We start from the raw sequence: 24,245 nt of genomic DNA, 5'->3' as shown, positions 1-24,245 counted from the left end.
CCGTCCGTCCCTTCAAGGGCCGGTCTCTAGTTCAACGTGGATGAAGAAACGGGGGTCACGTCAACAGAGCCACGGTATCCAGCGTCGAGCGCGTTTGTCATAGTCAGAGCATTCGCGGTAATCTATAAACGTTGCATTCAACACCGCACTAGCTTCGGACGTGGTAAAATCCCTTTCTCTTAGCTTGGGTCGAGTAGGGGTTCTTACCTTGACCGATGTTGCGACATTGCCCGGCAATTTTCGCTTTTCTACCGCCCATGATAGCGTAGCGCGTAGGGCGCAAAGGTACTTATCTTTTACGGTTCCGGGTGTTCTAAATTTTCCTCTGCGACCCGGTGTCGAGAGTAGGTGATCCCGCCAGCCATCAATATCTTTAGTGGTAAGCCTTGCCGCATCTTCATGGCCTACAAAAGCTACGAGCGTCTTCAACATCGACCGCCATTCAGCGGCAGTCGCCGGTTTCAAACCTTGTTCAACCGCATACGCTTCGAAAGTGGCTAAGAGAGCCACAGAAGGCCGTTGCGGCGCTCCAAGTGGTTTCCGTATGACGCGACTAACTTCATTCTGTTCGGGGCCGTATGAAGCCGGTGAGGATGATTGCACGTCATTTATAGCTGCATCGAACGCCTGAACGAGCGCGGGCAGTAGTCGCTTAGCTTCAACCCTATCCTTCGTACGAAGTGAAGCGATCCATTCCCTGCGACCGCCGAAGCGATCGCGGAGATTCGTCGGGATAGCCCGGCGAAAATAATAGGTTCCGCCTTGGCGACGATACAAATGAGTCGACACGCTACTGCCTCGCTACGTTTGTAGCAGCCAATCGCGCTAAGCCTGAATTTTCATAAAATTCCTTAGCTTTTGAGCAACTTAAGGGAAATGGTGCCGCTTACAGGACTCGAACCTGTGACCCCCGCATTACGAAGGCTACAGAAGAAAATTGATAAAAACATGTGAAACAACGAGAAATGTATGTTGCGGCTGGGCTGGTTGGCGGCGACCCACGCACGTCCCAATCGCACGAAAGTTCGGGTTTCGGCGGTTGCCTATCTAGAGCGCTTTGGCTTGGAACGGGCCGCAGAATCGACCTGCGCTATACCTGCGGCGGCTACTTCGTACGGGACTGGTTGCGAGCCTGCCCGTCGATCAGCCCCTGTCGATAAATTCGGCATTGAGTTGACAGCGAAACTCGTCCGTAACTCGACAGCCCGTTGCGATCCGCGAACGCTTTGATGAACCGGTCCGGATCGTTCGTTTGCGCGGCGTTTCTGCAGACTTTGACGATCACCGGCACCTGCCGCGCCGCGCGCCGCTCCGCCGCACCAACTTCCTCTCCGGCTGGTGGGCGAAGGTCGATGTCCACCGACAACCGTTCGGGGGTTTGGAGCGCGAGGATGAGTAACGACAGCATAGTTCGGTATGGCACGGCACGTGTTCGACTGCGAGCAGCCGGTTGAGAACGCCTATCGGTAACAAGCGTGGTTGTCGGCCGGAGACCAGCACCTGCCGGCGTCACGCGATCGTCGGCAAAAATCCGGCGCGCAAGTTCTTAGCTACGCCGTTGGATTTTACTGCTGGGCTAACACCTCGGCAACCCAAGCAGGCACAAGTTCGCTAGCAAGCCCGAGGCGGCTAGCATCGAACTGATCCGAACCGCCCGAGCGTTCAAGGTTGAGTTCAAGCGTAGCTGCGCCGCAGTCGTTTGCCCATTCGACGAAGCCGGCGGCAGGATAGACTGCGCCAGAAGTGCCGATCGAAACGAACAGGTCACACGAGCCGATCGCGTCGCCGATCCGGTCCATTGAGTAAGGCATTTCCCCAAAGAACACGATACCGGGCCGTAGCGCCGGCGCACCGCAGGTCGTACACAGGGTCGCTGGAGGGAGCGGCCCGTCATGCGCCGTCCGTATGCCGCATTCCGCGCACAGGGCGGACTGCAGTGCGCCATGCATGTGGAGCAACCGTTGCGTCCCAGCGCGCTCGTGCAGATCGTCAACATTTTGCGTGACGATCAGCAACTCATCCTTCCAGGCCCGATCGAGCGCGGCCAGCGCAAAGTGGGCGGCGTTGGGCGCGACCTGCTTCAGCGCGGCACGGCGTAGATCGTAGAAACGATGGACGAGTTCGGGATCGGCGCGCAGCGCCTCGGGCGTGCAGACATCCTCAACTCGGTGCCCTTCCCACAACCCACCCGGCCCGCGGAAAGTAGCGATCCCGGATTCAACTGAAACGCCCGCGCCGGTTAGAACGACTATGTTGCGAATGTTGTGCATTGTCTTGGCATAACAGGGGGGAAACGGATGGGAAATCCGTCGGATTATCCGCCAAGGCGACCGACTTACCCACCACTCTTCGACAAAACAAACGCACCGAGGAAGCCGCAAACCGCAATCAGTCCCGAATAATCGTGCGTCGCCTCTGTCGCTTCTGGGATCATCGTATCGACCAGCATGGCAAGAATGGCACCGGCGGCGACTGCGGTAACGCCCGCGATTAGGTCCGGGCTGCTACCGGCCAGCGCGACGTTGCCGATCATGGCCGCAATTGCAGACGCAACCGCAATGCCGCCCCAGACGCCGAAAATGTAGCGAGCGCCATGGCCAGCCGCCTTCATGCCAGCCGCGCTTGATAGACCTTCCGGGACGTTCGACAGGAACACAGCCGCTACCGTCACCGTGCTTACGCCACCGCCGCTGAGCAAGCTCACGCCGATCACGACGGACTCCGGGATGCCGTCCAGCAGTGCGCCGATCGCAATGGCTGTCCCTGAACCAGAACTGGCGTCCGGCTGGCTCTCGTCCGGGTTCGAACCTGAGCGCTTGCGGTGCCTTGCCCCACGTCGCGATACGACGATGTTAGCGAGTGTGTAGACAGCAGCGCCGCCGAGAAAACCGGACGCAGTCGAATCAAAGCCGCCTTGCTGGAACGCCTCGTCCATTAGGTCGAAGGCAACCGCCGAGATCAACACGCCGGCACCGATCGCCATCACGGACGCAATCAAACGCTGCGGCAAGTGAACGAAATAGGCGATCATAGCACCGATCAGCAGCGCAGACCCGCCTACCAGCCCCCAGAAGCCCGCCGCCCAGACGCCGTTCAAAGACAATCCCTTTCACCGTTTGGGAAGTCGCTGGACTGCTTCATACCAATTTCCAATCCGCCCGCCGTTCCTGTTCAAAAGGCTTTACGCGTTAGCGCCGACGACGGTCCGCGTTCGATGCTCGGCCGATCAATCGGTGAGCCCGAGCGAGAGCAGCATCAAAAAGAACGCGAGCGACGTGAAGGATACGACATGGAGCAACGCGACAGTGCGCCAAAGGGCACTGAAACGGCGAAGCGCATAGCCATGTCGCAACTGCTTATACATGTGGACCGGCGGCATGATGAAGAGCGCGCTCCAAGCGAGCGTCCGTCCGAACCCGCCAAAGGTCCAGCCGACCAATGTCAGCACCACCATCAACAGCGACATGAACGCGATCGAGTAGGTGGCGAAGACCGCGTGGTCGTACAGGCCGAAGCGACGCCGCCACGCAAACATGACCCATAGGAACGGGAGAGACATCGGGATCAACGCCCAGCTGTACTTATACCCACTGCTCTTCATCTTATAGAACAGCAGTTTGGGGTTCTCGCGCGCGTGGTCGATCTTCTGTTGAAGCCATGCGCCAGCGCCGTCCTTCGCATCCATGCCTAGTACCGAAGACGATACCGGTAGCTTGCCCGCGTCGGCTGCCTTGCCCGGAACGAACCGTTCGGCGATCCGCAACCCGCGCAGTTCGTTACGAGCCTCGCTGAGCTTCTCATCGATCGAAGCCGTATCCCCGCCCGCTTTCAATACGGTCGCCCGCTCGGCGGTCAGCCGGTCGACTTCATCCTGACCTTTGTCGATGGAGCTGGCGAGATCCTGCCGTGCCGCTTCGACATTTGGCGCCTTGGCCTCGATGTCGCTTGGAGAGAACCAGCCGGGTACGTTGCTGACGACAACGAACATGAGGAAGACCGAGAACAGGAACATCGCCATCGGCGTTACGAACTTTGCCCGTTCACCATCGATGTACCGGCGGGTCAGCCGCCCGGGCTGGAACGCGAGCATCGGCAGGGTCGACCAGAACTTGCCTTCGAAATGGAACACGCCGTGCAGGACGTCATGGGCAAAGCCGGTGATGTCGCGATGCAGATGCGCCGCCTGTCCGCACGCGTGGCAATAGTCGCCAGTCAGTGGCGTTCCGCAATTGGCGCAGTCGTGCCCTTGTAAATGGTGGGCATCGTTATGGGCAGGCGCATGGCCTGGATGATCCAAGGTCCGTGCCGCGAGTGCGCCCGTAACCAGCGCCCCTACATCGTCCATACTGTCCATGATGCCCGTCCCCCCCGGTCGGTCGAATATTGATCGCCTTTGCCGCACCTTAGGTCCGGTCTGCTTTGGCGGCTACCGCGTCATTCACAATCAGATTGGCACACGAAGCCCGCCCAGCAAACAGCTTATGCAGCGCTATGGAATAGGCTGCCTCCTCCGTCATCAACCCGCAACAATCTCCTACCATGTTACTCGGACATGGAAACGAACGACTCCGCGCATCCGGCGCGAAGGGTCCTCATTGGGAGGATCGAAACCCTGGCCATCGGCCGGACCGATGCAACGCTCAGCTTCGAAGGGAGGCTGGCCGCAGAGAACGGTTGGAGCGGGGACTTCGCTGCAAGGGTCACGGTTGAATATCGCCGCTTCCTCGCCCTCATCGCAATATGCGACGACCAACTCACTCCTTCAGACGCGGTCGATCAGGCGTGGCATCTGCACCTGACCTATACCCGCGACTACTGGCATGGCCTGTGTCGTGACACCATCGGGCGAGACATTCACCACGAACCAACCAGTGGCGGATGCGAACAGCGCGAACACTACCGCGCCCGTTACGCCCACACCCTCGAACGCTATAACGAGACGTTCGGCGACCTGCCCCCACAAGACATCTGGCCTGACCCGGAAGACCGTTTCGAACGTCGCTTCGTACGCGTCGAGATAACCGAGGCGTCAGAGCCAACAATCGCGAAATGGACGGCGATTGGGGCCGGCACAATGGCGGTGATGGTGATCGCCGGCCAACACCTCTTGGTTGCGGTCGTCCTCGCGATGATTGCTGTTGCTGCGCTTTGCCGGTTGCTCGGCAAGTTTCGTCGTGTCGACGGGGACGGTTTCGAATGGGATCTGTTCGCCTTTGATGGAGCGGGTGGCGGTGATTGCGGCGACGGCGGAAGCGACGGGGGCTGCGGCGGCGGTTGTGGCGGAGAATGCAGCTGAACCCGGTCTTGCGATCTGTTCTCTATTTGTTCTAGTCTGCGTTGCCCGCCAGCCGGGTGATTCGACACGACAAGGGAGCTTCCGATGCAGCACGACCTGCGTCTGCGTGCGGCTGCGCGCGCGATATATGACGCCTGCTATCCATCCGACGATTGGGCGCGGTTCGGATTCGACGAAGCGGAGCGATACGGTACCGTCGAGTACCGGCAGGCGGTCGATGCGGCTCAGCAAGCGCGGCGCGTTCTCGCTGCGCGTGGCGAGCAACTGACATTGGCGATGCTGCCGTGACGTTCCGAGACAATCGTGCAGGGCGTGCATGGCAAGGGAGGCCAGGTTGCCGCGACCCCCTCGGAACGCTGCTCGCGGGGGGAGCGACGCAGCCGAGTGCCATCAGTTGAATACGTTCGGATCACAATAAGCCGTTGGTATGAAACCCTATCCTGCGTTGGTACGGTACCGGGCGGGACAACGAACGCTCGATCGTGCGCTTTGCGTTGTTCACTTTATGTTCCGACTCACGCTACATGGACCGCCTTGATGATTCGGGACAGGTGCTATGGGTACGGTACAGCTTCACGACGTTGCGTATGAGCTTATCCCCCAGTCGCTCCCGTGCTTCCTCGTCAGAACGCCTGCCGGCTTTCCCTCGCCCGCCCAGGACGACATGGAAGAGCCGATCGATCTTGGTGCGTACCTCGTCGAGCATCCGGCCGCGTCGTACATCATGCGCGTCGAAGGTGGGTCGATGGCTGGCGCAGGCATCAACGATGGTGACCTGATCGTTGTGAACCGGGCGAAACGTCCCCGCACTGGATCGATCGTAGTGGCGCTCGTTCATGGCGACCGGACGTTGAAGCGCCTGAAGCATATGGACGGGCGGCATTGGCTTGTTCCCGAAGCGGAAGGCTTCACCCACATTCTGGTCGACGAATATGTGGAGATATGGGGCGTCGTCGTCGGCGTCGCGCGGCGGGTGTCGTGAGCGCGCCTGTCGCGCTGATCGACTGCAATAATTACTATGTCTCGTGCGAGAGGGCGTTCGACCATAGCTTAGTCGGCGTGCCAGTCATCGTGCTGTCGAACAACGATGGTTGTGCGATCGCCCGATCGGCGGAAGCGAAAGCGCTAGGGATCAAAATGGGTGACCCGGCGCATCATCTGCGGGATCTTATCCTGCAGCACGGCATCAAGGTCCGGTCATCAAACTATACCCTTTACGGCGATATGCAGCGACGCGTTTTGGCCGCTGTCGAGCCATTCGTCCGTGACTTCGAGATCTATTCGATCGACGAGATATTCCTCGATCTTGCAGGGTTCGAAGGTCACGATCTGGTCGCTCACGCCCATGCAATGCGCAGCCAAGTCCAGTTGTGGACGACGATCCCGACCTGTGTCGGCATTGCGCCGACCAAGACGCTCGCGAAGCTGGCGAACGCGACGGCCAAGAAGCGTGCCGAGTTTGGCGGGGTTGCCGATCTGCGCGACGAGAGTGTTCGCGACGCTGTGATGCAGACCTTCCCGGCCGAGGACATTTGGGGCGTAGGCGGCGCGACTGCACGCAAGCTGGCCGATTTGGGCATCACTACCGCAGCGTCATTGCGAGACATGCCTCTCAAGCAGGCGCGAGGGATCGGGACCGTCGTGCTGGAGCGGCTGGTAGCGGAGTTGCAAGGCGTTCCCGCCGGCGCGGTCGAGACAATTGAACCAACCCGCAAGGGTATGGCGGTGACGCGATCGTTCGGGGCGCCGGTTCACGACTTTCACGGTATGATGGGGGCGCTGTCACAGTACGCCATGCGCGCGGGCGAAAAACTGCGGCAGCACGGGCTGGTCGCTGGCCGGTTCACTGCCTTCTTCCATACGAACAAGCACAAGCCGGACCGGCCGCAATATGCTGGCTCGCGGTCGACAACGCTGCATCCAATGACCAGCGACAGTTTCGAACTGATCGCCGCAGCTCGACGTTGCGCGGAGCGAGCATGGCGAGACGGGTATGCATACACCAAGGCTGGCGTCCTGCTGGACGACCTGTTGCCGGCTGGCGATAGGCCACGCACGCTGTTCGAGGGTGACCGCGCAGTCCGCGAACGGTTGATGGCGGCGCTGGACGACGTGAACGGAAAGTTCGGTCGCTTCACCGTTGTACCCGCATCACAGGGATTTAAGCGGCAATGGCGTTTGAGATCGGAAATGAAATCGCCGGCTTGGACGACGGACTTGATGCAGGTGCCAACGGTACGTGCCTAGCGGATCATTCCCCAGACACCCGACATCAGCGCTGCTACCATTAGCAGCATCAGGACTGCCGCCTCGGCATACAGCAACCAATCCCGCCACCGCTTCACTGGCGTGTCCCGTCGGTCAGCGCGTCCAGCCGAGCGGCCATGTCCATGAAACGAGTGACGCCCGCTTCGTCGCCGGCGTAGGCCAACGCCGCGATCCGCTCGGCGATCCAGTCGGGTGCGCGGTCGCCGTGCAGTCGGACCGCAAGTAAAACCTCGGCCCATCGTTCCTCTTCAGCCGTCATACCCCGTAACGCTTGTTTCCGCCGCTCGTGATGCAATAGCGTCCGCCGCGCGGTCCTATGCAGATGTTGCTTCCGGAGCAGGGACATGAGGAACCGCCGAAGTTGTAACCGCTCGAACGGCGCGAACTACGACGGGGTTTCTTCCAAGCGGACTGGTGACCTTGGATCGATGCCCGTGGCTTGGCGACGGGTCTGGCTCGATAGCTTGGTGTTCGGACAGGTTCGGGACGGGTGACGCGTTCGGTTAGTTGGTCGGTGAAGCGATCGGCCGAAGGGGCGGTGTCGTTTACGAGAGAGCGGCTCAAGACCCAGCAATCATCGCTCGACAACAGCGACCAGCCGTTCGCTCGGCCGACGACTTGAACGTGCGTTCCCCGCGGTATCTGCCTAACCACGCGGGATGTCGCATCCGGCGCTTTCCGACAATTCACGTTCGCCGAAGTCGTCGTCGCCATTGCCGGCGCGGTCAACCCGAGCGCCATCATCCCCAAAAGCAGCCGAAGCATTCCATATCCCCCGTAAGTTGTTCAGCCTGAGGCAGTATATGCGACCGCGCAAGCCGGATTACGTTCATCGCGGACCCAACCGGAATCGTTGATCATGCCGACAACGAGGAGGTAAGCTTCAGCGCCCACAAGGGTAGTGGAGGGATACCATGCTGAAGTCCGTACTGCTTGCCGCCTCGCTTGCATCGCTCGCGGCCGTTCCTGCTTTTGCAGCACCTTGTAAGGATGCGAAGGGGCGTTTCATCAAATGCCCAACGGCACCTACGAAGCCGATCAAATGCAAGGACGCCAAAGGCAAGTTCGCAAAGTGCGGAACGGCTGGTGCCAAGCCTGTGAAGTAAGTGGAAGGGTGCCGCTGTAGCGGCGACCCCTTATGCATCGGCAGAGGCTAGTTCGATATAGTCACGCTGACGGGACAGTGATCGGACAGATGCTTCTGACCTGAGGCGTAGGTGGTCTCGTTGAAGCCAGCTAGATCGTTGCCGGCGCGACGATCGAGAACGATGTGGTCGATGAACGCTCGATAACGCGGATCGCAGCGTGGAGCGGTCCCCTCATCGGCAAGTCGAAGGTCGGCATTGGCGGGTTTTGCATCGTCCAGTTCAGCCCAGACGGTATCATTGGCTTCCGCCAGCCGACGGTTCCAGTCTCCAAGCACGACGAAGCGGTCCGGCCCGTTAGCTGCAGCCTCGATCCAGCGTTCAAGCACGGGAATCTGCTGCTGCAGGACCTGGCACGCTGACGCAGCCGTCCCCGTGAAACAGCCAGATTTCAAATGGACGGCGAGCAAGCGGAGCGGCTGGTGGCCCGGTGCCGTCACGCGAATGTCGACGCCTGACCGAAGCTGAGGGTTGCCGAGCGACAGGTCGGTAACGTCTGGATTGCGATCGACGGTTAGTCCTTTGCGCACCGCAAACCCGACTGCCTGACGGATGAACGTTTGCCCTGGACGGCGGCCTCCGCAACTGCCCGACGCTTCGCCGGGGCGATGCTCCATGAGGATGGTGTACCGGGCCGGATCGAAGACCCTGGCGGCGGCTGCTTCGTTCTCGACTTCCTGAAAGGCGATGACGTCCGCATCAATGACGTCGGCGATCTTGCGCATGGCGTTATAGTCTGCGGAGGTACGCGGCTGGCAGCCTGCGCCGTCCTTTTCCGCAAGGAACTCCATGTTCCATGACGTGACTTTAAGTGTCGCATTGCCAGCCGTCTGGCTCGGGCTGATTTGTTGAGGCGTCGTGCAGGATGCGAGGCCGACCAGAAGTGAAGCGGCGAGCAGACGGTGAAGCATCTGCTGGTTGTGCCGCAGCCTCGCCTTAGAGGCAACGACGGCGAGACCCCACCATCTCTGACGGGGTCTCTTGATCACCTAGCGGGCAAAAGCCGTCCTCAAATCAATTGACGGAACTTACCGTCAGAGGCTGTGCGCCGGCGATGTTCACAGGAACGTCCTCGTCCGCGAAAGCCTTCACAATCGTACCTGCCGGAACGACAGCCGAAGTGCCCGTCATGATGAAACCCGCGATCGGCACGAGCGCGATTGCACCCACCACGCCAGCCGTCCCCGTTACGCCTTTGTCATCGAACGCGCCGGAAAGGCGAATTTGCCGGCCGTTGACCGTGACGTAGAGAACGCGAGCCGCGAGGTGTCCCGACTTGCCCCACATGCCTTTGTTACGAACATCGGTGACTTCGCCCATAGCCGGGCTACCCGCTGGGATCACCGTTACGCCATTCAAGACGACGGGTTCGGACGTTTCAAGGTGGAAGCGGTGGCCGACGCGAAGCTTCTTGCCCTTGGTCGTCAATGGCTCGGACAGACGAAGGGGGATCTCAGTGCCGACGCGCAAAACTGCCGCATCGGTAACAGGTGCAGCGATCGGTGCTGCCGTTTGGGCAAAGCACGCAACAGGAGCGAACGCAAAAGCGCCCGCAAGCAGAATAGTCTTCATGTAACCCCCATCAGAAATCCGGCCCCCGCCGGATCGCTCGTAAATAGCCTACAAAACCCAGTAAAAGTCAATTCCCTTGCTTGGACGTATTCGTTCGGGAAGGACTTCGTACGTTAATGACATCTCTACACATTCGTTACCCGCGTCGGCATTACTGGGCGTGCAAGCGGCCCGCGAGCGGTCGATGCGTGGGAAGGAATGCCCGATACAGAGGCCGATGTGCGACCGATGGCCTATCGTGCGATGACCTTGCGCAGACCCTTCTTCGTCCAGAGCCTTCATCCTCGCGGTAGATACCGTATAATTACGATACGAATATTATGGCCCGATCGTAATTACTTGCGAACCATTTTAGCCCATGGTGCCTGCCAATAATAAGCGGCCAGATGTGTCGCCGGTAGGGGGGATCTGGTGCACGCTGACAACGCTGTTTTGGGTTCGATAGGCCGAAAGCGCGTTTGCTTTGCCTTGTCGACGAGGAATGGTTCGGTTCTGTCCGATACCATTCGCACCTATGACGCGCACGTTGTGAGCGGCGTCTCTGCAGCGCTAACAACCTATCAGCGCGATCTAGGAATTTCCGCGCTTCCGCGTCGATCAGCGTTTTCCGTTCCGGGCCTCGTTCGCGGCGATGCCATATCGATCACCAAGACTAGCTGGTTCTTGTCCCGGTCCGGCTTGAAAGCGATGCTGGGGGAGCCGCCACTCGTACTGAACGACTTCGCTGCCGAAGCTTGGGCACTATGCGCGGCAGAAGGGCAAATTCGGGAAGCGTTCAGTGGATCGAATGGAAGCCCTGCAAAACGGTCAGGTACCTTCTTGGTGATGGGAATCACATCGGGGTTGGGCGTCGCCGCAGTCCATCGCAGCGAAACGGGCGTGGTAACTGTGCTGCCAACAGAGGCGGGGCACGGTGCTTTTGCGGCTGCTACACCGGAGTTGACCGATTTAGCGGCATCGCTTTCACTTGGACGCCAACCGGTAACGGCAGAGGGACTGGTATCCGCCCCGGGGCTGCTGGCTATTTACAACGCGTTGTCGCGGCAACGGGGTTGCTTGCCCCGTGCTAAATCCCCGGAGGAAATAACCCGATCGATGGCAACCGATCCGATCGCACATGCCGCATGCGATTTGCTTGCCAAGGCGTTCTGGGCGCAAGCTGGAAGCCTCGTAATGAGCCTAGGGGCCTGGGATGGCTTGCTGGTTGCAGGAGCGGTCGCTCATGCCATCCTGCCGTCTTTACGAAAACCTGAAGCACAGGCGCTGTTCGCCAATTCGACGAAATACCGGCGCGCACTATCGGATGTCCCAAGATCGCTGGTTTCTTACGAGAATGCGGAGCTGGTCGGCTTGGGAGAGGCACTACGGCACCGGTGGGGGCACGCTTGACCGGGCTATTTTAAGTGGGTCGACGCGTCAGCAGTTTTGCGCGTCGGGAACACCGGTCCCCGAACCGTCATCGCCGCCGCGTCATAAGGCCGTTGCAACGCGACCACCTCGTCGTAGCTGCCCCGCAACCAAGTATCGCAATTCTCCGGCCGCAGGATCGTAATCATCGCTTTGGGATGTATCGGTGCCACCAGTTCATTCGGATCGCACGTCACCATCGTGAAGCCGTTGCCCTCGGCAGTCTGTTGCCAGAACCCGGCGACAGCGAACGTGGGCTGGTCGGTGACCTGAAACCACATCTCGCCTTTCAACGGCGGCTTGCCGTCGCCCAGATCGTGCTTGTCGGGCGTCCATTCGCAGAACTCGGCCAGTGGCACCAGACAACGGTTCGCCGGGTCAGCAGCCAGCTTACGCCACTGCGGCAGCCTCAGGTTGCGGACGTTCGTCATCGGCCACGCCGCCTGACCGCCGAGCACGTCCCACGACATGATGTCCCAGCCGCGTTCACCGTCCTGTTCCCGGATGACGTAAGCCCGCCCCTTCGGTCGTAGCTCCTGCGGGTTAAAGCGGTTGTCGCGGGGGCGTTCGGGGAACAGCTTGGCCGCCGATCCGAACTGGCCGGCGGGTTCACCGGCGAAGCGGGCTCGGTTGCACATATCCGCGAAGATAGGTCGCGGCGCCGGCGGACAGAAGCCGAAAGTGTCCTTCGATAGCATCGCCCGTTGCATAAGGCATGAACGCGAACAGTCGATTTCGGCGGGGGAAGGCGGTCGGACGTATCGGCGCGCTGTGCGGTCAGGGATCGGCGCTTTTCTCGGAAGAAAGGTTGAGTGAAACTCTCCGGACGCTTGCTTCTGTACCCGATATTAGTCGAGGGCCATCGGATGCCGCGTGGCGCGACCGTCGAATGTCCGCTTAGTAGGGCAACCGCGGTGCAGAACGGAGTGCTCAAAGTGAGCTCGCGCACCCGTGCGGTAAGCGCCAAACGCTATTACCTGTCCGTGGCAAGCTGGACAGCGCTTCGACTCGCCCGGCCGTCTTAGAGCCTCATCAATACCGACGGCGACCCATTCCGCCCCGTCGCGCATCTCGCAGGTGTCGTTCGACATTGGCTTTGGTCCATCCCATGTGGTCGGCGATATTAGAATAAAACCCCCAAGCATTCGCAAGGCCGCCCCGGCGCCGCTTGGCTTGAGACGCAGGGGCGGCGGTCACAATCTCATCCTAGCAGATAGTAACGCCCGTTGGCGTCGACGTTCCAATAATGTCTGTTCGGGTCCGAGCCCTTGCCACTGGAGACTATCAGGCCGAAGTGCTTGGCGTCGAAACCGAGGGCTTTCATGACGCCGCGCAACCGCGGAAGCGTGTTAACGCCTTCGCCGATACACGCAATTATGGCTACAGTTGCTTGGTCATGCTTGTTCGAGCCGCAGTCGGCTATAAGTTTGCGCAGGCCGGCAAACCAAGATTGATTGTTTTGGGGGAAGAGTCGCGGCGTAATTCGAATGTTGGCCGCCGATTTGCGTTCAGTCATCAATGCATTCTCCAGTTTCGAAGGCGCGGTCTCGCACCAAAAAAATAGCGTGGCCCGTTGAGAGAATTGCCCGTCCCCGGCCGAAGCCAAGGACGAGCGAGAGTTCGATGTCACGTAGCGGTCCAATCGACCGCCTGCCGGTTCGCGCCGGCCTCCACCGCGGCCAGCAGCGTGTCGTTCGCCAGATGGCTGTACCGCTGCGTCGATTTGTGGTCCGCGTGTCCCAGCACCCGTCCAACGGCGAATAGATCGATGCCGGCGTTGATCATGAAGGACGCGGCGCTGTGACGGAGGTCGTGTATTCGTAGTCCCGGCAAGCGCGCCTTGTCGCGAGCGTGCTGCCAAGCGTGCTTGATCTCCGTGAAGGGCTTCAACGTGTCCGGGTTCGGCAATAGGTACGGGCAGGTCCCGAACCGGGGTATGCTTCGGATCACTTCGATGGCCTGCTTCGACAGGGGAACGTGCCGGGCCTTTCCCGTCTTCGACGTCGGGATCAGCCAGGAACGACGTTCCAGATCGACGTGCCGCCATTCCGCGTTCAGCAGTTCCGACACGCGCGCGCCGGTCAGCAGCAGCAAGGCCACAATGTACTTCAGCTGTTTGTTCCGGGACTCCGAGACGGCCGCCTGAAGCCGCTGCGCTTCCGCGGCGTTCAGATAGCGCTCGCGAGCGTTGTTGATGGGCGGGCGCTTGATGCCGTGGGTCGGGTTGCGAGTGGCTCCGGGCACGTTCCATTCGATCGCCAGTTCGAACGACCGGCCGAAGATGACGCGGATCTTCTCGACGGTCGCGGGAGCCAAGCCTTCCGCACTCTTGGAGGCGAGCCATTGCGCGACGTCCGGCTGGTGGATTTCCGACAGCCGAAGCTTGCCCCACCGCGGCAAGATGTGGCGACGCATGTACATTTCGGTTGTGTCGTACGACCGCTGATAGGTCTTGGCGTGCGCCAGATGGCGGCCGGAAAGTTCGGCGTAGGTAGGAATCGCTTTGACGTCTGCCTTCTTCGCGGCGGGGTCGCCGCCCAGCACCACTTCGGATCGAAGCCGCTGCGCCTCTTTCCGGACCTTATCCATGGTGAGATCGCCGAAGACGCAGATCTTATGCTGACGTAACTTGCCGTAAGCATCTGTAAATCTGAAATAAAGTGTCTTGCCGCCTGACGCCCGCACTTCGAGAACGAGGCCGCGATGGTCGGTGCAGTAGTAATCGGTCTTCCGTCGGCCCGGTTCGCATTGGGCGAGCAGGGCGTTGGAGTTATCGAGTTTCAGCTTTGGCATTGATGGGTATCCTTTCGAAAAGCCGATCTTTCGGAAGCGCAGAGAGGCGCCCCGCGTCGGCGAGGGTTGGGGGCCCCGGACGGGCGAACTGGCGCCGTGGGGTTCGGAGAAATGGCGTGGCGAATGCGACCGCGGGCGATGTCGTGGGGCAGGTCAGCGGGCGCGACGGAGGGTTCGATCAGCGTAAGCCGTCCAGCCATTGATGCAGAAGGACCGTCGGCGACAGTCGGTCATGTTGGATCGCGAGCGCGACCGGCCGTCGAAGATTGACGGAGCAACCGGCTCGAACGTCCGGCTTATCGAAACATTCGATGTCGTTCGCCCATGCGAAGGACAGCGGTTGCGGGTGGGGGAGGGGGCGGCGTCGCGACACACTTTCCGTCGTCGTCTCCGGCGGCCGGTCCGGGTCAAACTTTACCGGTCTGCTGCCCCTCCCCCCACCTACATCTTTATCAGGACGTAACTATGGATCAGACGATATGAAATTTAATCAAACTTCGTTGACCTACGTGTTGGCGGATTCTCCGGTACAGATGTTACATTCTTTTCGCGTACTGGAATATGCCATCTATCACGACCGTTGATTCGCTTAGATTGTCCGAACCATTCTCTCAGATATCCCGCACACTCCTTGGCCTGCGGGTTGGTCGGGTTCGTTAATCCCGCTTCCTCCAAGACCTCACTGGCGGTCATCGCTTTTGTAGAACCACTGAAGTCAGGACTGGTGTCCACGATTTCGAGGATGCGTTCCCGAACCAAACTGTAGCTGCGGTGCAGGCTGTTCTGTTGCTCCAGGCGCTTCTCCTCGTCATCGGTCAGCCACCACTGCTCGCCTTCGCGCAAGAGAACGGCGCACTGTGCAAATAGCTGCTGCATGTCGATGCCATGATTGTGGATGATGCCCTTGCAGGCGATGGTCCAGAAGCGGCTGTTGCCCGTGTTGTCGACGAGAAAGTCAGGGGCATTGACGGTGGCGTAGAAAACCGTCCGTCGCTGCGTTTCACAAGACACCCGGCCGTAAGGGCGCCGCACCTTATCGGTGCCATTGGTCAGGAAGCCTTTCAACCGAGCGACGTCGCGCTTCAATGAACTGTCCAGTTCGCCAATTTCGACGATCCAGTGCTCGATGGCACCCAACAAGCTATCTTTGTTCGACGCATCAAGGTGATGATCAAGCTTAATTAATTGCTTTGCAAAAGTTGGATGATCAATGAGCGCTCGGCCCCAACTAGTCTTGCCTAGACCCTGCGCGCCTTGCAGCGTCAGTACGCCTCGACAGTGGAAACCGTCGGGCATAATGGCTGCAGCGGTGACGCTTAGAATCCACCGACGCATGAGATCGTCGCGTAGCTCGATCGGATAGTCATCCATGGGGATGATGGTCGCGAAGAATGTCTTGAGGCGATCAATCCTGTCCCACGGCTTGCTGAAAATCCAGTCACTCGCTGGATTGTAAGCATGGGCATCGCCGATCGCGTCGACGACGTTGCTGATGAGGCCAACCGGCATTCCGTACTGGCTGGCCAAGCTCAATATATGGGTAAGGGCGACCGCGTCGCCGTTGTCGACCGTGCTGGCAATCCACGGCACGACGATTTCGATCCGCTTGCGGATGATGTTATAGCGGACCGTTACACCGTTACATTTCAGCATGTGCCGGACGTTGGCGACGGTGCAGGGTGGACCGTCGTTTGGCCGGTTCGGCTGGTCGGGAAACGACGCGCGGTCGATCTGGACGGGACCCGTTGGCTGCTTCGCCGACTTCCCGGAAATCTTCATCGTAGAAATATTCACTTCGCACCTCACGTTGCGGTTCAATGAGCGAGTGAAGGTCGACCGGAATGGCGACCGTCACGGCGCTGCAGGCGCAAGGCGATGTAGATGGGCGGAAGTCGTAGGCGGATGCCGTATGGGATCGCTCGACTGATGTCATGCGACGGCGGCCAAATGGGGGCGTAACCTTGTATCGTCAAGTGCCGCTGAATCGTCGACACATCCTCTGTAGGTCGCTGGGCTGGTCTGCGATGAACAGGACGTAGGCGAATGTGCTTCCGAACGTCACGATCATTTCGAACCAGCCGCCGTGATCGGCGAGCCAGTCCCAGAACGGGTGGAAACCTTCCTGTCCGAAGCGTTTGCCTTCGATCGGCTCGATCATGGGCGAGAAACCTACGTGCCGGATAATGTCCGCTTCGGTGTCGCCCGGTTGGACGACGAGGAACTCTGTATGATCGATCAGGTCTTCCCCCAGCGCGTCTATCCGCTCGTGCAAAAGGCGTCGCAGGGTCGGTTCAAGGTCGAGGGTGAGGGCGTGTGCGATCGTCTCGCGGTCATAGAAGTGCAGCATAATTGGGCCTCTCAGGCAAAAGAAAAGCGCCCGAGGGACGATCCCTGGACGCTTGCGGACGGTGGTGATGGTTGGATTCAGTCGCGCGGTTCGAACACCGCTCGCAGTTCCGGATCTATGGCGTCGCCGTCCGGCACGAAGAACGCGAGCCCGAAGCCGTCATCGGACAGAATGATGACCGCCTCCGACCAGCCGCCGGGATGGCGTTCAATGAACTCGAACGGCAGATCGTCGGTGAGCGGCATCCCCGCTTCGGCTTCCAGCGCAGTGAGCGTGTCGCCCGGTTCGACGACGATCATGTGGGCTAGGTCCGAAAGGTCGTACTGCCCGTCTTCCGTTATCTGGTCGCGACGTCGCATCAGCACGTCTTGCAGTTCGCGCGGCATACAGTCTGCCATCGCGCTATTGAGCGCGGCGGTGTCTCGGATCGAAAGCATCGTTGTTCTCCAATACAAAAAAAAAAGCCCCCGGCGGAGAGGCCGAGGGCTGGATGGTTGAGATCGGACGGCTGGCGTCAGTCGAAGGTCGCAACGACCTTCACATCGGGTTGTCCGGCTATGCGTAGGGGTATTTCAAACAGTCCGGTTATGTTCGAACGGGCCTGTTTTCGGGCGGCGTTGAGCAATCCCGGTTGCTGGGCCTGCGCCACCATTGCCCGACGTGCGTTGCGGTAATTGAGCTTCCGCAGCGCCTCGACCTGATCGTCGTCCCACGACAGGATGCCGCCGTTGATGGTGGTCGCGTTCTCGGGTTGGAAAGCGATGTCGCCGAGCGTAACCTTCGGAAGACGGACGGTCACGATCTTAGCTGTTTCGTTGAACGACACGTCACCCAACGACAGGTCGGACAGGTCTATGTAGTAGTTCACGACGGCTGGAACGCTGAGTTCCTGTCGCCCGCCGAAGAGCCACCAGAGCGATCGTTCGGCCTGAACCTTCGCAGTGCCCTTGTAGCTGAACACCAGCATGCGTTGTTCGTCGCGCAAGCTGGCGACGGTGGTCGCCAGCACCTTTGTCGTGTCGACCTGAAAGTAGCCTTCGTTCTTGACCTCCGTGTCGACCGGGTTTCGGTCGGTCAGCGCGTACACCCCGCCCGCCACCGCGAGGTGCGACACGATCAGAAGTGCGCCGTTGCCCACCGCTTAATCCATCTTCTGTTCACTGTATTGGACAAGCCGGTCGCCGTCGGCGTTTTCGAAGCTGCGATAAAAGATGGTCGCCTCTTGGCCGCTGCTGACCATCGCTCGACCGGTGCAGTCCAGCTTCTTCGGCGTGTTGCTGATCGTTTTGGGGTCGTAGATTTTGACGACGTTGACCCCGTTCTGTCCGGCGATGCGAATGACGTCGTCGCGGATCGATTCGCAGGTGCGGACTTGTGTGGCTTCGACTGAGGCGACATTTTCGGCTGGTTCATCCGGGCCGCAGGCGGTGAGCATGAACAAACCCATAAGAACGGCATATGTACGAGACATAATATTCTCCTTCGTTGTTGAAGTGGATCGTTCCCGGTTCACGATGACCGGGCAAGCGAAAATGACACGCCTGGTGGACAGACACGGACGCGTGAAGGCGGCCACATCCGCCTATGGACGTGGTGAAGCTTCTTGGTGAGAACGTGCGCCGCTATCGGAAGCTGGCGGACATATCGCAGGAAGAGTTGTCGCTGCGGACGGGTATCAAGCGCAGCTACATTAGCGATCTCGAACGAGGGACGCGCAATCCGACTGTGCGGGCTTTGGGTTTGCTGGCCGAAGGGTTGCGGATTGAGCCTTCAGCGCTGCTGAAGAAAAACTAGAATCATTGGGGTAAACACAAGATCCCTCACGTCCTTGGCTTCTACAGGTAGGTAGGCAGGAATCGGGAGCTCATATTTTTAATTCTAACAAGTAGATCAAATAATATTTCTCGAATTAGATGCTTAATTAGCTAGTAATGAAATTTTGCATCTTTCATTCGACACTTGGCCTTCGCAAAGGATTCGGTTGCGCTATCTAGTAGGCCGCTTGTTTTCAAGCCATTGCTCGACTGGACTCTCCTTATCGCTATACGTGCCACAGGACTACCATGCGCTTCTCCGGGAATGCGTAAGTGCAGTTCTTCCAAGCAACGAAGCCTGTTTTCGTAGGGCTTTGACGTTTGGGTGTCTGCGCTACTGTATATAATGCGATTAGAGTTAGGCCCTGGAAGTGCCGGGTCTAGCCCGGAGTCCAGTGCTTCAAGTATAGTCCGACCGTCACGAATAAGTTTAGCTTCAATAATAAATCGAAGGTTCGTTTTAGCTTTATTAACGTCACCCCCTGTCTTTATCGATTCTAATACTAAATTTTGTTCCGATCGAATTTTTTCGATTTCATTTTGGGATCTAGCATTGATAAACGTGACCGCAATATTGCCCAAAGCGGCGGCTGCAGCAGTATAAATTGCTATCACTAAGGGGCTATGATTTTTATTTGACAATTTAGTGTCGCTGTTTGAAAGTAGATGATCGCGGTCGGCTCTTTCTAGATGATTAATTTCGCGATCTAGTTTCAGGCGGGCGCGTGCTAAGCTGCGATTCATCGCATAGAGTTGTTTTTTATTGGACATTGGACGCACCTCCGCCATGGTTCGTAGAAAGGTATTGCTAGCATAATATCTAAACTGTGCGTAGCAGATAAAACGGCTGATCGGTATTACCCCTTTCCTCCCGAACCCGGCATGGGGGCGTTTGTTAAGCGACTGCATAATGTCCGAATGTCAGCGGCATCGCAGGGTCAGCCCCACCATATCAACGGTCAGAAGAGGCAAATCCGTTACTCGACCTCCGGAACATTTGACGAGTTACTTGGCAGGTTGCCGGTCGATCCTTCGGCGCTCGTGGGCAAAGCCTAAGCCTCTTATCGAAGAGAACGAAATCACCGTGCCTACAGCGGTTGGAACCGACTGCACATAGGCGCATGCCACCCGGCCGCGAATTGCTTCGCGACCAAGTTGCTTCGAAAGGGGTTCCTAGCCTCACCCCCTGTATTTCGCAGAGGGCGGGCGGGCCTTGGAAGGTCAGTGGCATGAGCGCAATAGCCTTTATAAAAGGGCTGCTGCTGCCTTCCATATAAGATGGCTGTGTTTGCGCGGTCTAAAGTTAGGTCAAGATCTCAGTGCAGTCATTCACAACCATTCGACATTGCGGTCTGCGTCCGTTCTGCATCCCGCAATCCGAACTGGGTGGCCGGTGACCTCGCGACGATTGTGGCTACGATCTACGCCGCAGTTGGCATCGTCGGTGCTAACGCCGGCTTCGAATTATACGGAGTGGCGAGTGAAGGCTTGTCGCGAGCGGCGCGGTTTGAACTAAGGAAGCGAAATACATCTGAGGCGGGTGGATCGATTCACCGCTACCAAAGCCGACCGCGTTTACCCTACAGATGGGAGGGGCGGGCGCAAAACTGGACGCGATCAGGGGCATTGTCCTTCGCGTTAGATGCCGCAATTCGACAAGATTTTTGACTAGCTGTCCAGTGGTTCGCGGGTAAGCCTCATCCAATTGTTATTCATCAGGTCGGAACACCGACCTGCGTCTTCAAACGCTTCGAAACTGCCGTAGCCGTTAAACGCCAAGGCTGGATTTGCCGCCTCCTTCTGCAAAATCCTCTGCAGGTCAATCTCAACCAACTCGCTGTCTGACCTCGATACACCGTATGTAGTGTAGAATACGCGTTTAGCGTTCGATTGGAATCGAGCGGTAAGAAGTTCGACGTTTTGTGGTAGGTAGCCAAAGCCCATAAAAACTACTGTTTCTGCGGTTTCGATCAATGACTTTACTTGCTCCGTCACTCCTGACTGAGCGGATTCAGTGAAAGTCAGAAGGCTTCTGGCGACGTTTCGTAATTGCCCTTCCGCCTCACCGCCAAAGGGCACTGTTGTGCCCCCCTGCCAAGGCATATTGCCTACTTGGCCATACGGATGAACGATCTCCAGCCTTGAGAGCACTTGACTCATCGCATTGGCTTCCGTGCCGTAGTAACGGCTAAGGGCAAGCGTCAGGTAATGCTCTAAGCAGCGGTCGTAGTTAAATACGATGAATGCTACGTCATTGAATAGTGAGTCTAAATCTTCTTTGGCTTTGCCTGCTGTTAGTAGTTGCACAAGTTTTAGATGCCATGTCTGTCGTACTTCGGCAGGAAGACGACTCTCTCCACCTTGAAGTCGAACGGCTTGTCGAAGGGGGTTGCCAATAATGCTTTGCCGCTCAGCTTTTAAGATTGAGGACGCAATTCCAATCTTGCCAAGGTTCACAATAACGGGGTTGGCTCTCTGCGAGTCGAGGTATTGGTCTATCGAAAGCGCGAAAGGGAGTGCTTTGCTAATGACGGTAGCAGCTTGCTCATATTCTCGATAGACTTGCGGCTGCATATTCCGCTCCTCTTCGTAGACGTATGATAGGACCGCAGTTTCGACATGTTCATCAGAGAAGGCGCCAATCCTTCGTCCGGCGTCGAGGGCAAGCGCGTCGGCAATCCAGCTTTTTAGTGTCTCCCCGACTGGAAGTTTGAGTTCAGCACTAGCTCCTGCGCCAAGAACGAATACAGTCTTTCGGCTTAGCATGCGAAACCTCCTGCGATACCGGCACGATCGGCCAAATAGCAGATGCCGAATATTGGTAAATCAAGCCGTATCCGAGAGCTAGGTATTTGATTGCACGGCTTGATGATGCGATCCTGTCGTTGGGATGTCAGGAAGGCAAATAAGACAGGTTTGTCCATGGATGCGCCGCGCTACTCACGCCGCCCGTGTCCGATAGCGTTTCAGACGCAGCAGCGCCGTCGATCTGCATAATTTCCTCTACATAATGCAGTGGTTATGGAAGCTGACCGCGGCACAAGCAAGCGAGCGTACGACCGGCTCGCTTAGGGCGGTCAAGCGCTTAGCGGTAGCTGAGAGGAACAGTCGCCTATGTTCATCTAGATGAATGTCTGAAGTTTGGTATCGTGGAAAGTGGTGCGAATATCCTATAATGGGACCAAGCGTTTACCGGGTTCATTCCACGCCTAAACCGAGGGGCGGCGGTCATTATGGTTTGATCTGTTGCGAGCGGTGAAGGCGTCACGCCGTTTAGAGCGAACAGGACTGAGATGCCCTCGAGACGGATGCGTTGCGACCTAGGAGCAGCCGTTCCTACCCAAAGGCGTCCCAAACAGGACCCACGCGTCAAATCATCCGAACGCGCGTTCGCTAGGACGCTTCATTGTTTCCTACTGGAAGGGGTGGTGCCGCTTACAGGACTCGAACCTGTGACCCCCGCATTACGAATGCGATGCTCTACCAACTGAGCTAAAGCGGCCCGGGACGGTTTGCCGTCTGGACGCGGGCGATTAGCAGTGGGGGGCGGGGGTGGCAAGTGGGATTTGCGCTGGAAAGTGTCACCATGCGCTTTACCGGACGTTTACCACGCGTGATACAAAAGGCTAGTGACCGGGCAGAAGGCCCATGGGGATCTGAATATGGATATCGTGGGTGGACCTTCGGAGCGGGGGGATGGGGACCGGGAGGGTGTTGGTAGCGAAGTGGTCTCCGTCGGCACCGACGAGCGGCGGATGCACGTCCGCGCCTATAATTACTGGGTGTCGCTGCTGCGCGGGCGGCCGTGCCCGCTGATCGAGTCGCTCGACCCCGCAGGCATCGCCGACTTCGGGCCGAACAGCGTCCTGCTCGACTTCACCGGCGGGCAGGACGACGCCGAAATCCGCTTCCTGGGCCACGCCCTGCGCGAGGAAAGCGGCACCGATTCGTCGATCGTCCGCCTGTCGCAGGTGCCGTCGCGGTCGCTGCTGTCGCGGTTGACCGACCATTATCTGCAGATCATCGCCAACCGCGCGCCGATCGGGTTCGAGGCCGAGTTCGTCGGCCATCGCGGCTTTCCAATGCTGTATCGCGGTATCCTGATGCCGTTCTCGTCGGACGGCGAGGCGATCGATTACCTGTACGGCGTCATCAACTGGAAGGAAGTGGTCGACGCCAGCGTCCAGTCGCAGCTGGCCGCCGAGCTGACCGAAGCACGCCGCACCACCGCCCCGCGCCGCACCTCCGCGCTCGCCACCGCCACCGCATGGGCCGACGGCCCGAGCGCGCCGATCACCGACAGCGCCCCCTTAACCCCGGCCGCAGCTCCCGCGCCGACACTGGCCGAGCAACTGGTCGCGACGCGCCTGATGATCGAGGCGGCACCGGCATCGCCCGAGGCGCTGGCAAAAGCCTATGACTTCCTGATCGCCAGCGACCGCGACGCGGCCGGCTATGCCGCGATGTTGGCCGGCGCCGGGCTGACCGTCGATCCGCGCGCGCCGGTCGAGACGCTGGTCCGCCTGCTGTTCGGCGCGCCGCACGAAGGCCATGCCCGCCTGCTCGCCCGCGCGCACCGCGCCGGGGCAGGCGAGGGCGAGTTCGCCGAATGGATCGAGCGCACCGGCGCCCGCCCCGCCGCCTCGCCGAACGTGGTCGTGCCGGTCGCCCCTGGCGACGAACCCTATGTCGTGCTGCTGGCGCGCGCGGTCGACGCCGGATCGGTCGAGATCATCGGCCGGGTCCATGCCGATGCGGCGTTCGTCGAGAACGCTGTACGCGATCTGGGCTATTGAAGCGAGCGCGGGCGACCGTGCCGCCATCGCCGACGCCGCGTGCGATCCGGTCCCGGAGCGCGGTGATCGAATGAATGGCTGCGCGATCGGGCGCCAGTGACCGATCGACCGAGCCCGACCGGCCCCGTTTCCAATGCTCTAAGCGAACGGGTCGGCGTCCGGCAGGTCTTCGCCTGCCGGGGGTCGGCGCCGATTGCGGTACCTGCAGGTCGGAGCAGCGGATACGTGTTCCCACCATCTCGACGCGCACGCGCTCGTCTGCGCGGCCGTCAAAAACACGGACGGTGCCATCCTTCAGTCCGAGGGTAAAACGGAGCGGCCCCTCCATCGTGCAAGGCGACGAACGGCACATATTCTCCACGCGTTGCCGCTCCCCCGGCGTATCGTCGATGGGTTCGAGCCTCATGCTGAACGAAGTGCTGCCCCCGGTCAGCCAACGCTGCCCGGCGGTCAACGTTTGCAGGTCGAAGGCGCGCCGCGTTCCAGCCACGCGCTTTTCCTTCATGGGCAGCTCGGCCGCCATGCGTTGACAGAAGGAAGGCGCGACCGGGGGTGATGCGGCCGATAGCGTTAAGGCCGCGATGGACGCCCACAGCATTCCGATCATTTCTTGTATCCCGCTGCTGCCGGCACGATCCTGCCGGGGTTTCCGATCAGCCGACGGGTAATTCGGCGAGGTTACACCTGCATTTCCGGAATAACCGGACGTTTGCAGGGTGGTTCGGGCGCCGGTCTCCGGTGGGGTGCGCTGGATATGCGGTCGAGGGTCGCGACGTTCGCAGCGGGGCTGGCCCTGCGCCGGGGTCC

General features: G+C 59.3%; 28 protein-coding genes and 1 tRNA gene. 8 read left to right on the top strand and 21 right to left on the bottom strand.

The window, feature by feature from the left end; genetic code table 11:
• Window positions 1–60: 60 nt before the first annotated feature.
• From ASE59_RS21035 to ASE59_RS12635, 5 genes are all read right to left on the bottom strand, one after another.
• Window positions 61–789, bottom strand: a complete 729-nt coding sequence (locus ASE59_RS21035; protein WP_414899184.1) for a DUF6538 domain-containing protein — start codon at window positions 787–789, stop codon at window positions 61–63.
• Window positions 790–1,105: 316 nt separating this feature from the next.
• Entirely contained in the window at window positions 1,106–1,408 is a 303-nt protein-coding gene (locus ASE59_RS12650; protein WP_056456638.1) for a hypothetical protein, read from the bottom strand.
• 157 nt (window positions 1,409–1,565) lie between these two features.
• Window positions 1,566–2,270 carry an NAD-dependent deacylase gene (locus ASE59_RS12645; protein ID WP_056456635.1) on the bottom strand — a complete coding sequence of 235 codons (705 nt, stop codon included), beginning with the start codon at window positions 2,268–2,270 and terminating at the stop codon, window positions 1,566–1,568.
• A gap of 65 nt (window positions 2,271–2,335) precedes the next feature.
• Window positions 2,336–3,097 carry a ZIP family metal transporter gene (locus tag ASE59_RS12640; RefSeq protein ID WP_056456632.1) on the bottom strand — a complete coding sequence of 254 codons (762 nt, stop codon included), beginning with the start codon at window positions 3,095–3,097 and terminating at the stop codon, window positions 2,336–2,338.
• Window positions 3,098–3,226: 129 nt separating this feature from the next.
• On the bottom strand, window positions 3,227–4,354 hold the full coding sequence (locus ASE59_RS12635; protein WP_056456629.1) for a DUF3667 domain-containing protein: 1,128 nt from the start codon (window positions 4,352–4,354) through the stop codon (window positions 3,227–3,229).
• A gap of 198 nt (window positions 4,355–4,552) precedes the next feature.
• On the opposite strand from ASE59_RS12635, the gene ASE59_RS12630 reads away from it, so the two are divergent.
• From ASE59_RS12630 to ASE59_RS12615, 4 genes are all read left to right on the top strand, one after another.
• Window positions 4,553–5,296, top strand: coding sequence for a glycine-rich domain-containing protein (locus ASE59_RS12630; RefSeq protein WP_056456627.1), 744 nt, complete (start codon window positions 4,553–4,555; stop codon window positions 5,294–5,296).
• Window positions 5,297–5,380: 84 nt separating this feature from the next.
• The gene (locus ASE59_RS12625; protein WP_056456625.1) at window positions 5,381–5,584 is read left to right on the top strand and encodes a hypothetical protein; all 204 of its coding nucleotides are present in this window, start codon (window positions 5,381–5,383) and stop codon (window positions 5,582–5,584) included.
• Between the two features lie 268 nt (window positions 5,585–5,852).
• The gene (locus ASE59_RS12620; protein WP_056456622.1) at window positions 5,853–6,278 is read left to right on the top strand and encodes a LexA family protein; all 426 of its coding nucleotides are present in this window, start codon (window positions 5,853–5,855) and stop codon (window positions 6,276–6,278) included.
• Window positions 6,275–7,543, top strand: coding sequence for a Y-family DNA polymerase (locus tag ASE59_RS12615; RefSeq protein WP_156360067.1), 1,269 nt, complete (start codon window positions 6,275–6,277; stop codon window positions 7,541–7,543). The genes ASE59_RS12620 and ASE59_RS12615 overlap by 4 nt, the downstream gene beginning before the upstream one ends.
• Window positions 7,544–7,637: 94 nt before the next feature.
• On the opposite strand, the gene ASE59_RS12610 is transcribed toward ASE59_RS12615, so the two are convergent.
• Window positions 7,638–7,823 carry a DUF6961 family protein gene (locus ASE59_RS12610; protein WP_056456616.1) on the bottom strand — a complete coding sequence of 62 codons (186 nt, stop codon included), beginning with the start codon at window positions 7,821–7,823 and terminating at the stop codon, window positions 7,638–7,640.
• A complete protein-coding gene (locus ASE59_RS21030) occupies window positions 7,820–8,278 on the bottom strand; it encodes an SH3 domain-containing protein (RefSeq protein ID WP_414899186.1) in 459 nt (152 codons plus the stop codon). The genes ASE59_RS12610 and ASE59_RS21030 overlap by 4 nt, the downstream gene beginning before the upstream one ends.
• Before the next feature lie 200 nt (window positions 8,279–8,478).
• Here ASE59_RS21030 and ASE59_RS19235 point away from each other — a divergent pair, with 200 nt between their 5' ends.
• The gene (locus tag ASE59_RS19235; protein ID WP_082458366.1) at window positions 8,479–8,670 is read left to right on the top strand and encodes a hypothetical protein; all 192 of its coding nucleotides are present in this window, start codon (window positions 8,479–8,481) and stop codon (window positions 8,668–8,670) included.
• A 47-nt stretch (window positions 8,671–8,717) separates the two neighbouring features.
• Here the strand turns inward: ASE59_RS19235 and ASE59_RS12605 are convergent, their stop codons facing one another.
• Both ASE59_RS12605 and ASE59_RS12600 read right to left on the bottom strand, forming a co-directional pair.
• Window positions 8,718–9,620 carry an endonuclease/exonuclease/phosphatase family protein gene (locus tag ASE59_RS12605; RefSeq protein WP_056456613.1) on the bottom strand — a complete coding sequence of 301 codons (903 nt, stop codon included), beginning with the start codon at window positions 9,618–9,620 and terminating at the stop codon, window positions 8,718–8,720.
• 103 nt (window positions 9,621–9,723) lie between these two features.
• Window positions 9,724–10,281: a hypothetical protein gene (locus ASE59_RS12600; RefSeq protein ID WP_056456610.1), complete on the bottom strand. Its 558-nt coding sequence runs from the start codon at window positions 10,279–10,281 to the stop codon at window positions 9,724–9,726.
• 411 nt (window positions 10,282–10,692) lie between these two features.
• Between ASE59_RS12600 and ASE59_RS19230 the strand changes: the two genes are divergently transcribed.
• Complete coding sequence (locus ASE59_RS19230) at window positions 10,693–11,670, top strand: glucokinase (protein ID WP_162235314.1); 978 nt, start codon at window positions 10,693–10,695, stop codon at window positions 11,668–11,670.
• A 5-nt stretch (window positions 11,671–11,675) separates the two neighbouring features.
• Here the strand turns inward: ASE59_RS19230 and ASE59_RS12595 are convergent, their stop codons facing one another.
• The 8 genes from ASE59_RS12595 to ASE59_RS12565 form a co-directional block, all read right to left on the bottom strand.
• Window positions 11,676–12,326: an SOS response-associated peptidase family protein gene (locus ASE59_RS12595; protein WP_056456661.1), complete on the bottom strand. Its 651-nt coding sequence runs from the start codon at window positions 12,324–12,326 to the stop codon at window positions 11,676–11,678.
• A 563-nt stretch (window positions 12,327–12,889) separates the two neighbouring features.
• Window positions 12,890–13,204, bottom strand: a complete 315-nt coding sequence (locus ASE59_RS19860; RefSeq protein WP_156360066.1) for a hypothetical protein — start codon at window positions 13,202–13,204, stop codon at window positions 12,890–12,892.
• Window positions 13,205–13,314: 110 nt separating this feature from the next.
• Window positions 13,315–14,481 carry a site-specific integrase gene (locus tag ASE59_RS12590; RefSeq protein WP_082458362.1) on the bottom strand — a complete coding sequence of 389 codons (1,167 nt, stop codon included), beginning with the start codon at window positions 14,479–14,481 and terminating at the stop codon, window positions 13,315–13,317.
• A gap of 486 nt (window positions 14,482–14,967) precedes the next feature.
• On the bottom strand, window positions 14,968–16,260 hold the full coding sequence (locus ASE59_RS12585) for a VapE domain-containing protein (protein WP_056456602.1): 1,293 nt from the start codon (window positions 16,258–16,260) through the stop codon (window positions 14,968–14,970).
• A gap of 190 nt (window positions 16,261–16,450) precedes the next feature.
• Window positions 16,451–16,828 carry a hypothetical protein gene (locus ASE59_RS12580; RefSeq protein WP_056456599.1) on the bottom strand — a complete coding sequence of 126 codons (378 nt, stop codon included), beginning with the start codon at window positions 16,826–16,828 and terminating at the stop codon, window positions 16,451–16,453.
• 77 nt (window positions 16,829–16,905) lie between these two features.
• Window positions 16,906–17,265, bottom strand: a complete 360-nt coding sequence (locus tag ASE59_RS12575) for a hypothetical protein (protein ID WP_156360065.1) — start codon at window positions 17,263–17,265, stop codon at window positions 16,906–16,908.
• 77 nt (window positions 17,266–17,342) lie between these two features.
• Window positions 17,343–17,966 carry a DUF4230 domain-containing protein gene (locus ASE59_RS12570; RefSeq protein WP_056456592.1) on the bottom strand — a complete coding sequence of 208 codons (624 nt, stop codon included), beginning with the start codon at window positions 17,964–17,966 and terminating at the stop codon, window positions 17,343–17,345.
• A 3-nt stretch (window positions 17,967–17,969) separates the two neighbouring features.
• A complete protein-coding gene (locus ASE59_RS12565) occupies window positions 17,970–18,275 on the bottom strand; it encodes a hypothetical protein (RefSeq protein ID WP_056456590.1) in 306 nt (101 codons plus the stop codon).
• 137 nt (window positions 18,276–18,412) lie between these two features.
• Between ASE59_RS12565 and ASE59_RS12560 the strand changes: the two genes are divergently transcribed.
• Entirely contained in the window at window positions 18,413–18,622 is a 210-nt protein-coding gene (locus ASE59_RS12560; RefSeq protein ID WP_056456586.1) for a helix-turn-helix domain-containing protein, read from the top strand.
• Between the two features lie 131 nt (window positions 18,623–18,753).
• Here the strand turns inward: ASE59_RS12560 and ASE59_RS19855 are convergent, their stop codons facing one another.
• From ASE59_RS19855 to ASE59_RS12555, 3 genes are all read right to left on the bottom strand, one after another.
• The gene (locus tag ASE59_RS19855) at window positions 18,754–19,431 is read right to left on the bottom strand and encodes a hypothetical protein (protein WP_156360064.1); all 678 of its coding nucleotides are present in this window, start codon (window positions 19,429–19,431) and stop codon (window positions 18,754–18,756) included.
• 879 nt (window positions 19,432–20,310) lie between these two features.
• The gene (locus tag ASE59_RS19850) at window positions 20,311–21,408 is read right to left on the bottom strand and encodes a hypothetical protein (protein ID WP_156360063.1); all 1,098 of its coding nucleotides are present in this window, start codon (window positions 21,406–21,408) and stop codon (window positions 20,311–20,313) included.
• Between the two features lie 660 nt (window positions 21,409–22,068).
• A tRNA-Thr gene (locus ASE59_RS12555) sits at window positions 22,069–22,144 on the bottom strand.
• A 169-nt stretch (window positions 22,145–22,313) separates the two neighbouring features.
• Here ASE59_RS12555 and ASE59_RS12550 point away from each other — a divergent pair.
• Window positions 22,314–23,438 (top strand): hypothetical protein, encoded by a 1,125-nt coding sequence (locus ASE59_RS12550; RefSeq protein WP_235515752.1) that lies wholly within the window; start codon window positions 22,314–22,316, stop codon window positions 23,436–23,438.
• Here ASE59_RS12550 and ASE59_RS19845 read toward each other — a convergent pair.
• A partial coding sequence (locus tag ASE59_RS19845) for a hypothetical protein (protein WP_235515751.1) occupies window positions 23,374–24,245 on the bottom strand: 872 nt, incomplete at its 5' end. The two genes, ASE59_RS12550 and ASE59_RS19845, sit on opposite strands and share 65 nt — an antisense overlap.

Origin of the sequence: Sphingomonas sp. Leaf10 (assembly GCF_001421245.1) — a bacterium.
Classification (GTDB): domain Bacteria; phylum Pseudomonadota; class Alphaproteobacteria; order Sphingomonadales; family Sphingomonadaceae; genus Sphingomonas.
Note: the sequence above shows the minus strand (reverse complement) of the source record. Positions and strands in the feature narration are given on the sequence as shown.

Bases quoted from the DNA above. Each gene is read 5' to 3' on its own strand.
- ASE59_RS12650 (WP_056456638.1), bottom strand. From the start codon at position 1,408: ATGCTGTCGTTACTCATCCTCGCGCTCCAAACCCCCGAACGGTTGTCG.
- ASE59_RS12645 (WP_056456635.1), bottom strand. From the start codon at position 2,270: ATGCACAACATTCGCAACATAGTCGTTCTAACCGGCGCGGGCGTTTCA.
- ASE59_RS12635 (WP_056456629.1), bottom strand. From the start codon at position 4,354: ATGGACAGTATGGACGATGTAGGGGCGCTGGTTACGGGCGCACTCGCG.
- ASE59_RS12630 (WP_056456627.1), top strand. From the start codon at position 4,553: ATGGAAACGAACGACTCCGCGCATCCGGCGCGAAGGGTCCTCATTGGG.
- ASE59_RS12625 (WP_056456625.1), top strand. From the start codon at position 5,381: ATGCAGCACGACCTGCGTCTGCGTGCGGCTGCGCGCGCGATATATGAC.
- ASE59_RS12620 (WP_056456622.1), top strand. From the start codon at position 5,853: ATGGGTACGGTACAGCTTCACGACGTTGCGTATGAGCTTATCCCCCAG.
- ASE59_RS12610 (WP_056456616.1), bottom strand. From the start codon at position 7,823: ATGACGGCTGAAGAGGAACGATGGGCCGAGGTTTTACTTGCGGTCCGA.
- ASE59_RS21030 (WP_414899186.1), bottom strand. From the start codon at position 8,278: ATGGCGACGACGACTTCGGCGAACGTGAATTGTCGGAAAGCGCCGGAT.
- ASE59_RS19235 (WP_082458366.1), top strand. From the start codon at position 8,479: ATGCTGAAGTCCGTACTGCTTGCCGCCTCGCTTGCATCGCTCGCGGCC.
- ASE59_RS12605 (WP_056456613.1), bottom strand. From the start codon at position 9,620: ATGCTTCACCGTCTGCTCGCCGCTTCACTTCTGGTCGGCCTCGCATCC.
- ASE59_RS12600 (WP_056456610.1), bottom strand. From the start codon at position 10,281: ATGAAGACTATTCTGCTTGCGGGCGCTTTTGCGTTCGCTCCTGTTGCG.
- ASE59_RS12595 (WP_056456661.1), bottom strand. From the start codon at position 12,326: ATGTGCAACCGAGCCCGCTTCGCCGGTGAACCCGCCGGCCAGTTCGGA.
- ASE59_RS19860 (WP_156360066.1), bottom strand. From the start codon at position 13,204: ATGACTGAACGCAAATCGGCGGCCAACATTCGAATTACGCCGCGACTC.
- ASE59_RS12590 (WP_082458362.1), bottom strand. From the start codon at position 14,481: ATGCCAAAGCTGAAACTCGATAACTCCAACGCCCTGCTCGCCCAATGC.
- ASE59_RS12585 (WP_056456602.1), bottom strand. From the start codon at position 16,260: ATGAAGATTTCCGGGAAGTCGGCGAAGCAGCCAACGGGTCCCGTCCAG.
- ASE59_RS12580 (WP_056456599.1), bottom strand. From the start codon at position 16,828: ATGCTGCACTTCTATGACCGCGAGACGATCGCACACGCCCTCACCCTC.
- ASE59_RS12575 (WP_156360065.1), bottom strand. From the start codon at position 17,265: ATGCTTTCGATCCGAGACACCGCCGCGCTCAATAGCGCGATGGCAGAC.
- ASE59_RS12565 (WP_056456590.1), bottom strand. From the start codon at position 18,275: ATGGGTTTGTTCATGCTCACCGCCTGCGGCCCGGATGAACCAGCCGAA.
- ASE59_RS12560 (WP_056456586.1), top strand. From the start codon at position 18,413: ATGGACGTGGTGAAGCTTCTTGGTGAGAACGTGCGCCGCTATCGGAAG.
- ASE59_RS19855 (WP_156360064.1), bottom strand. From the start codon at position 19,431: ATGGCGGAGGTGCGTCCAATGTCCAATAAAAAACAACTCTATGCGATG.
- ASE59_RS19850 (WP_156360063.1), bottom strand. From the start codon at position 21,408: ATGCTAAGCCGAAAGACTGTATTCGTTCTTGGCGCAGGAGCTAGTGCT.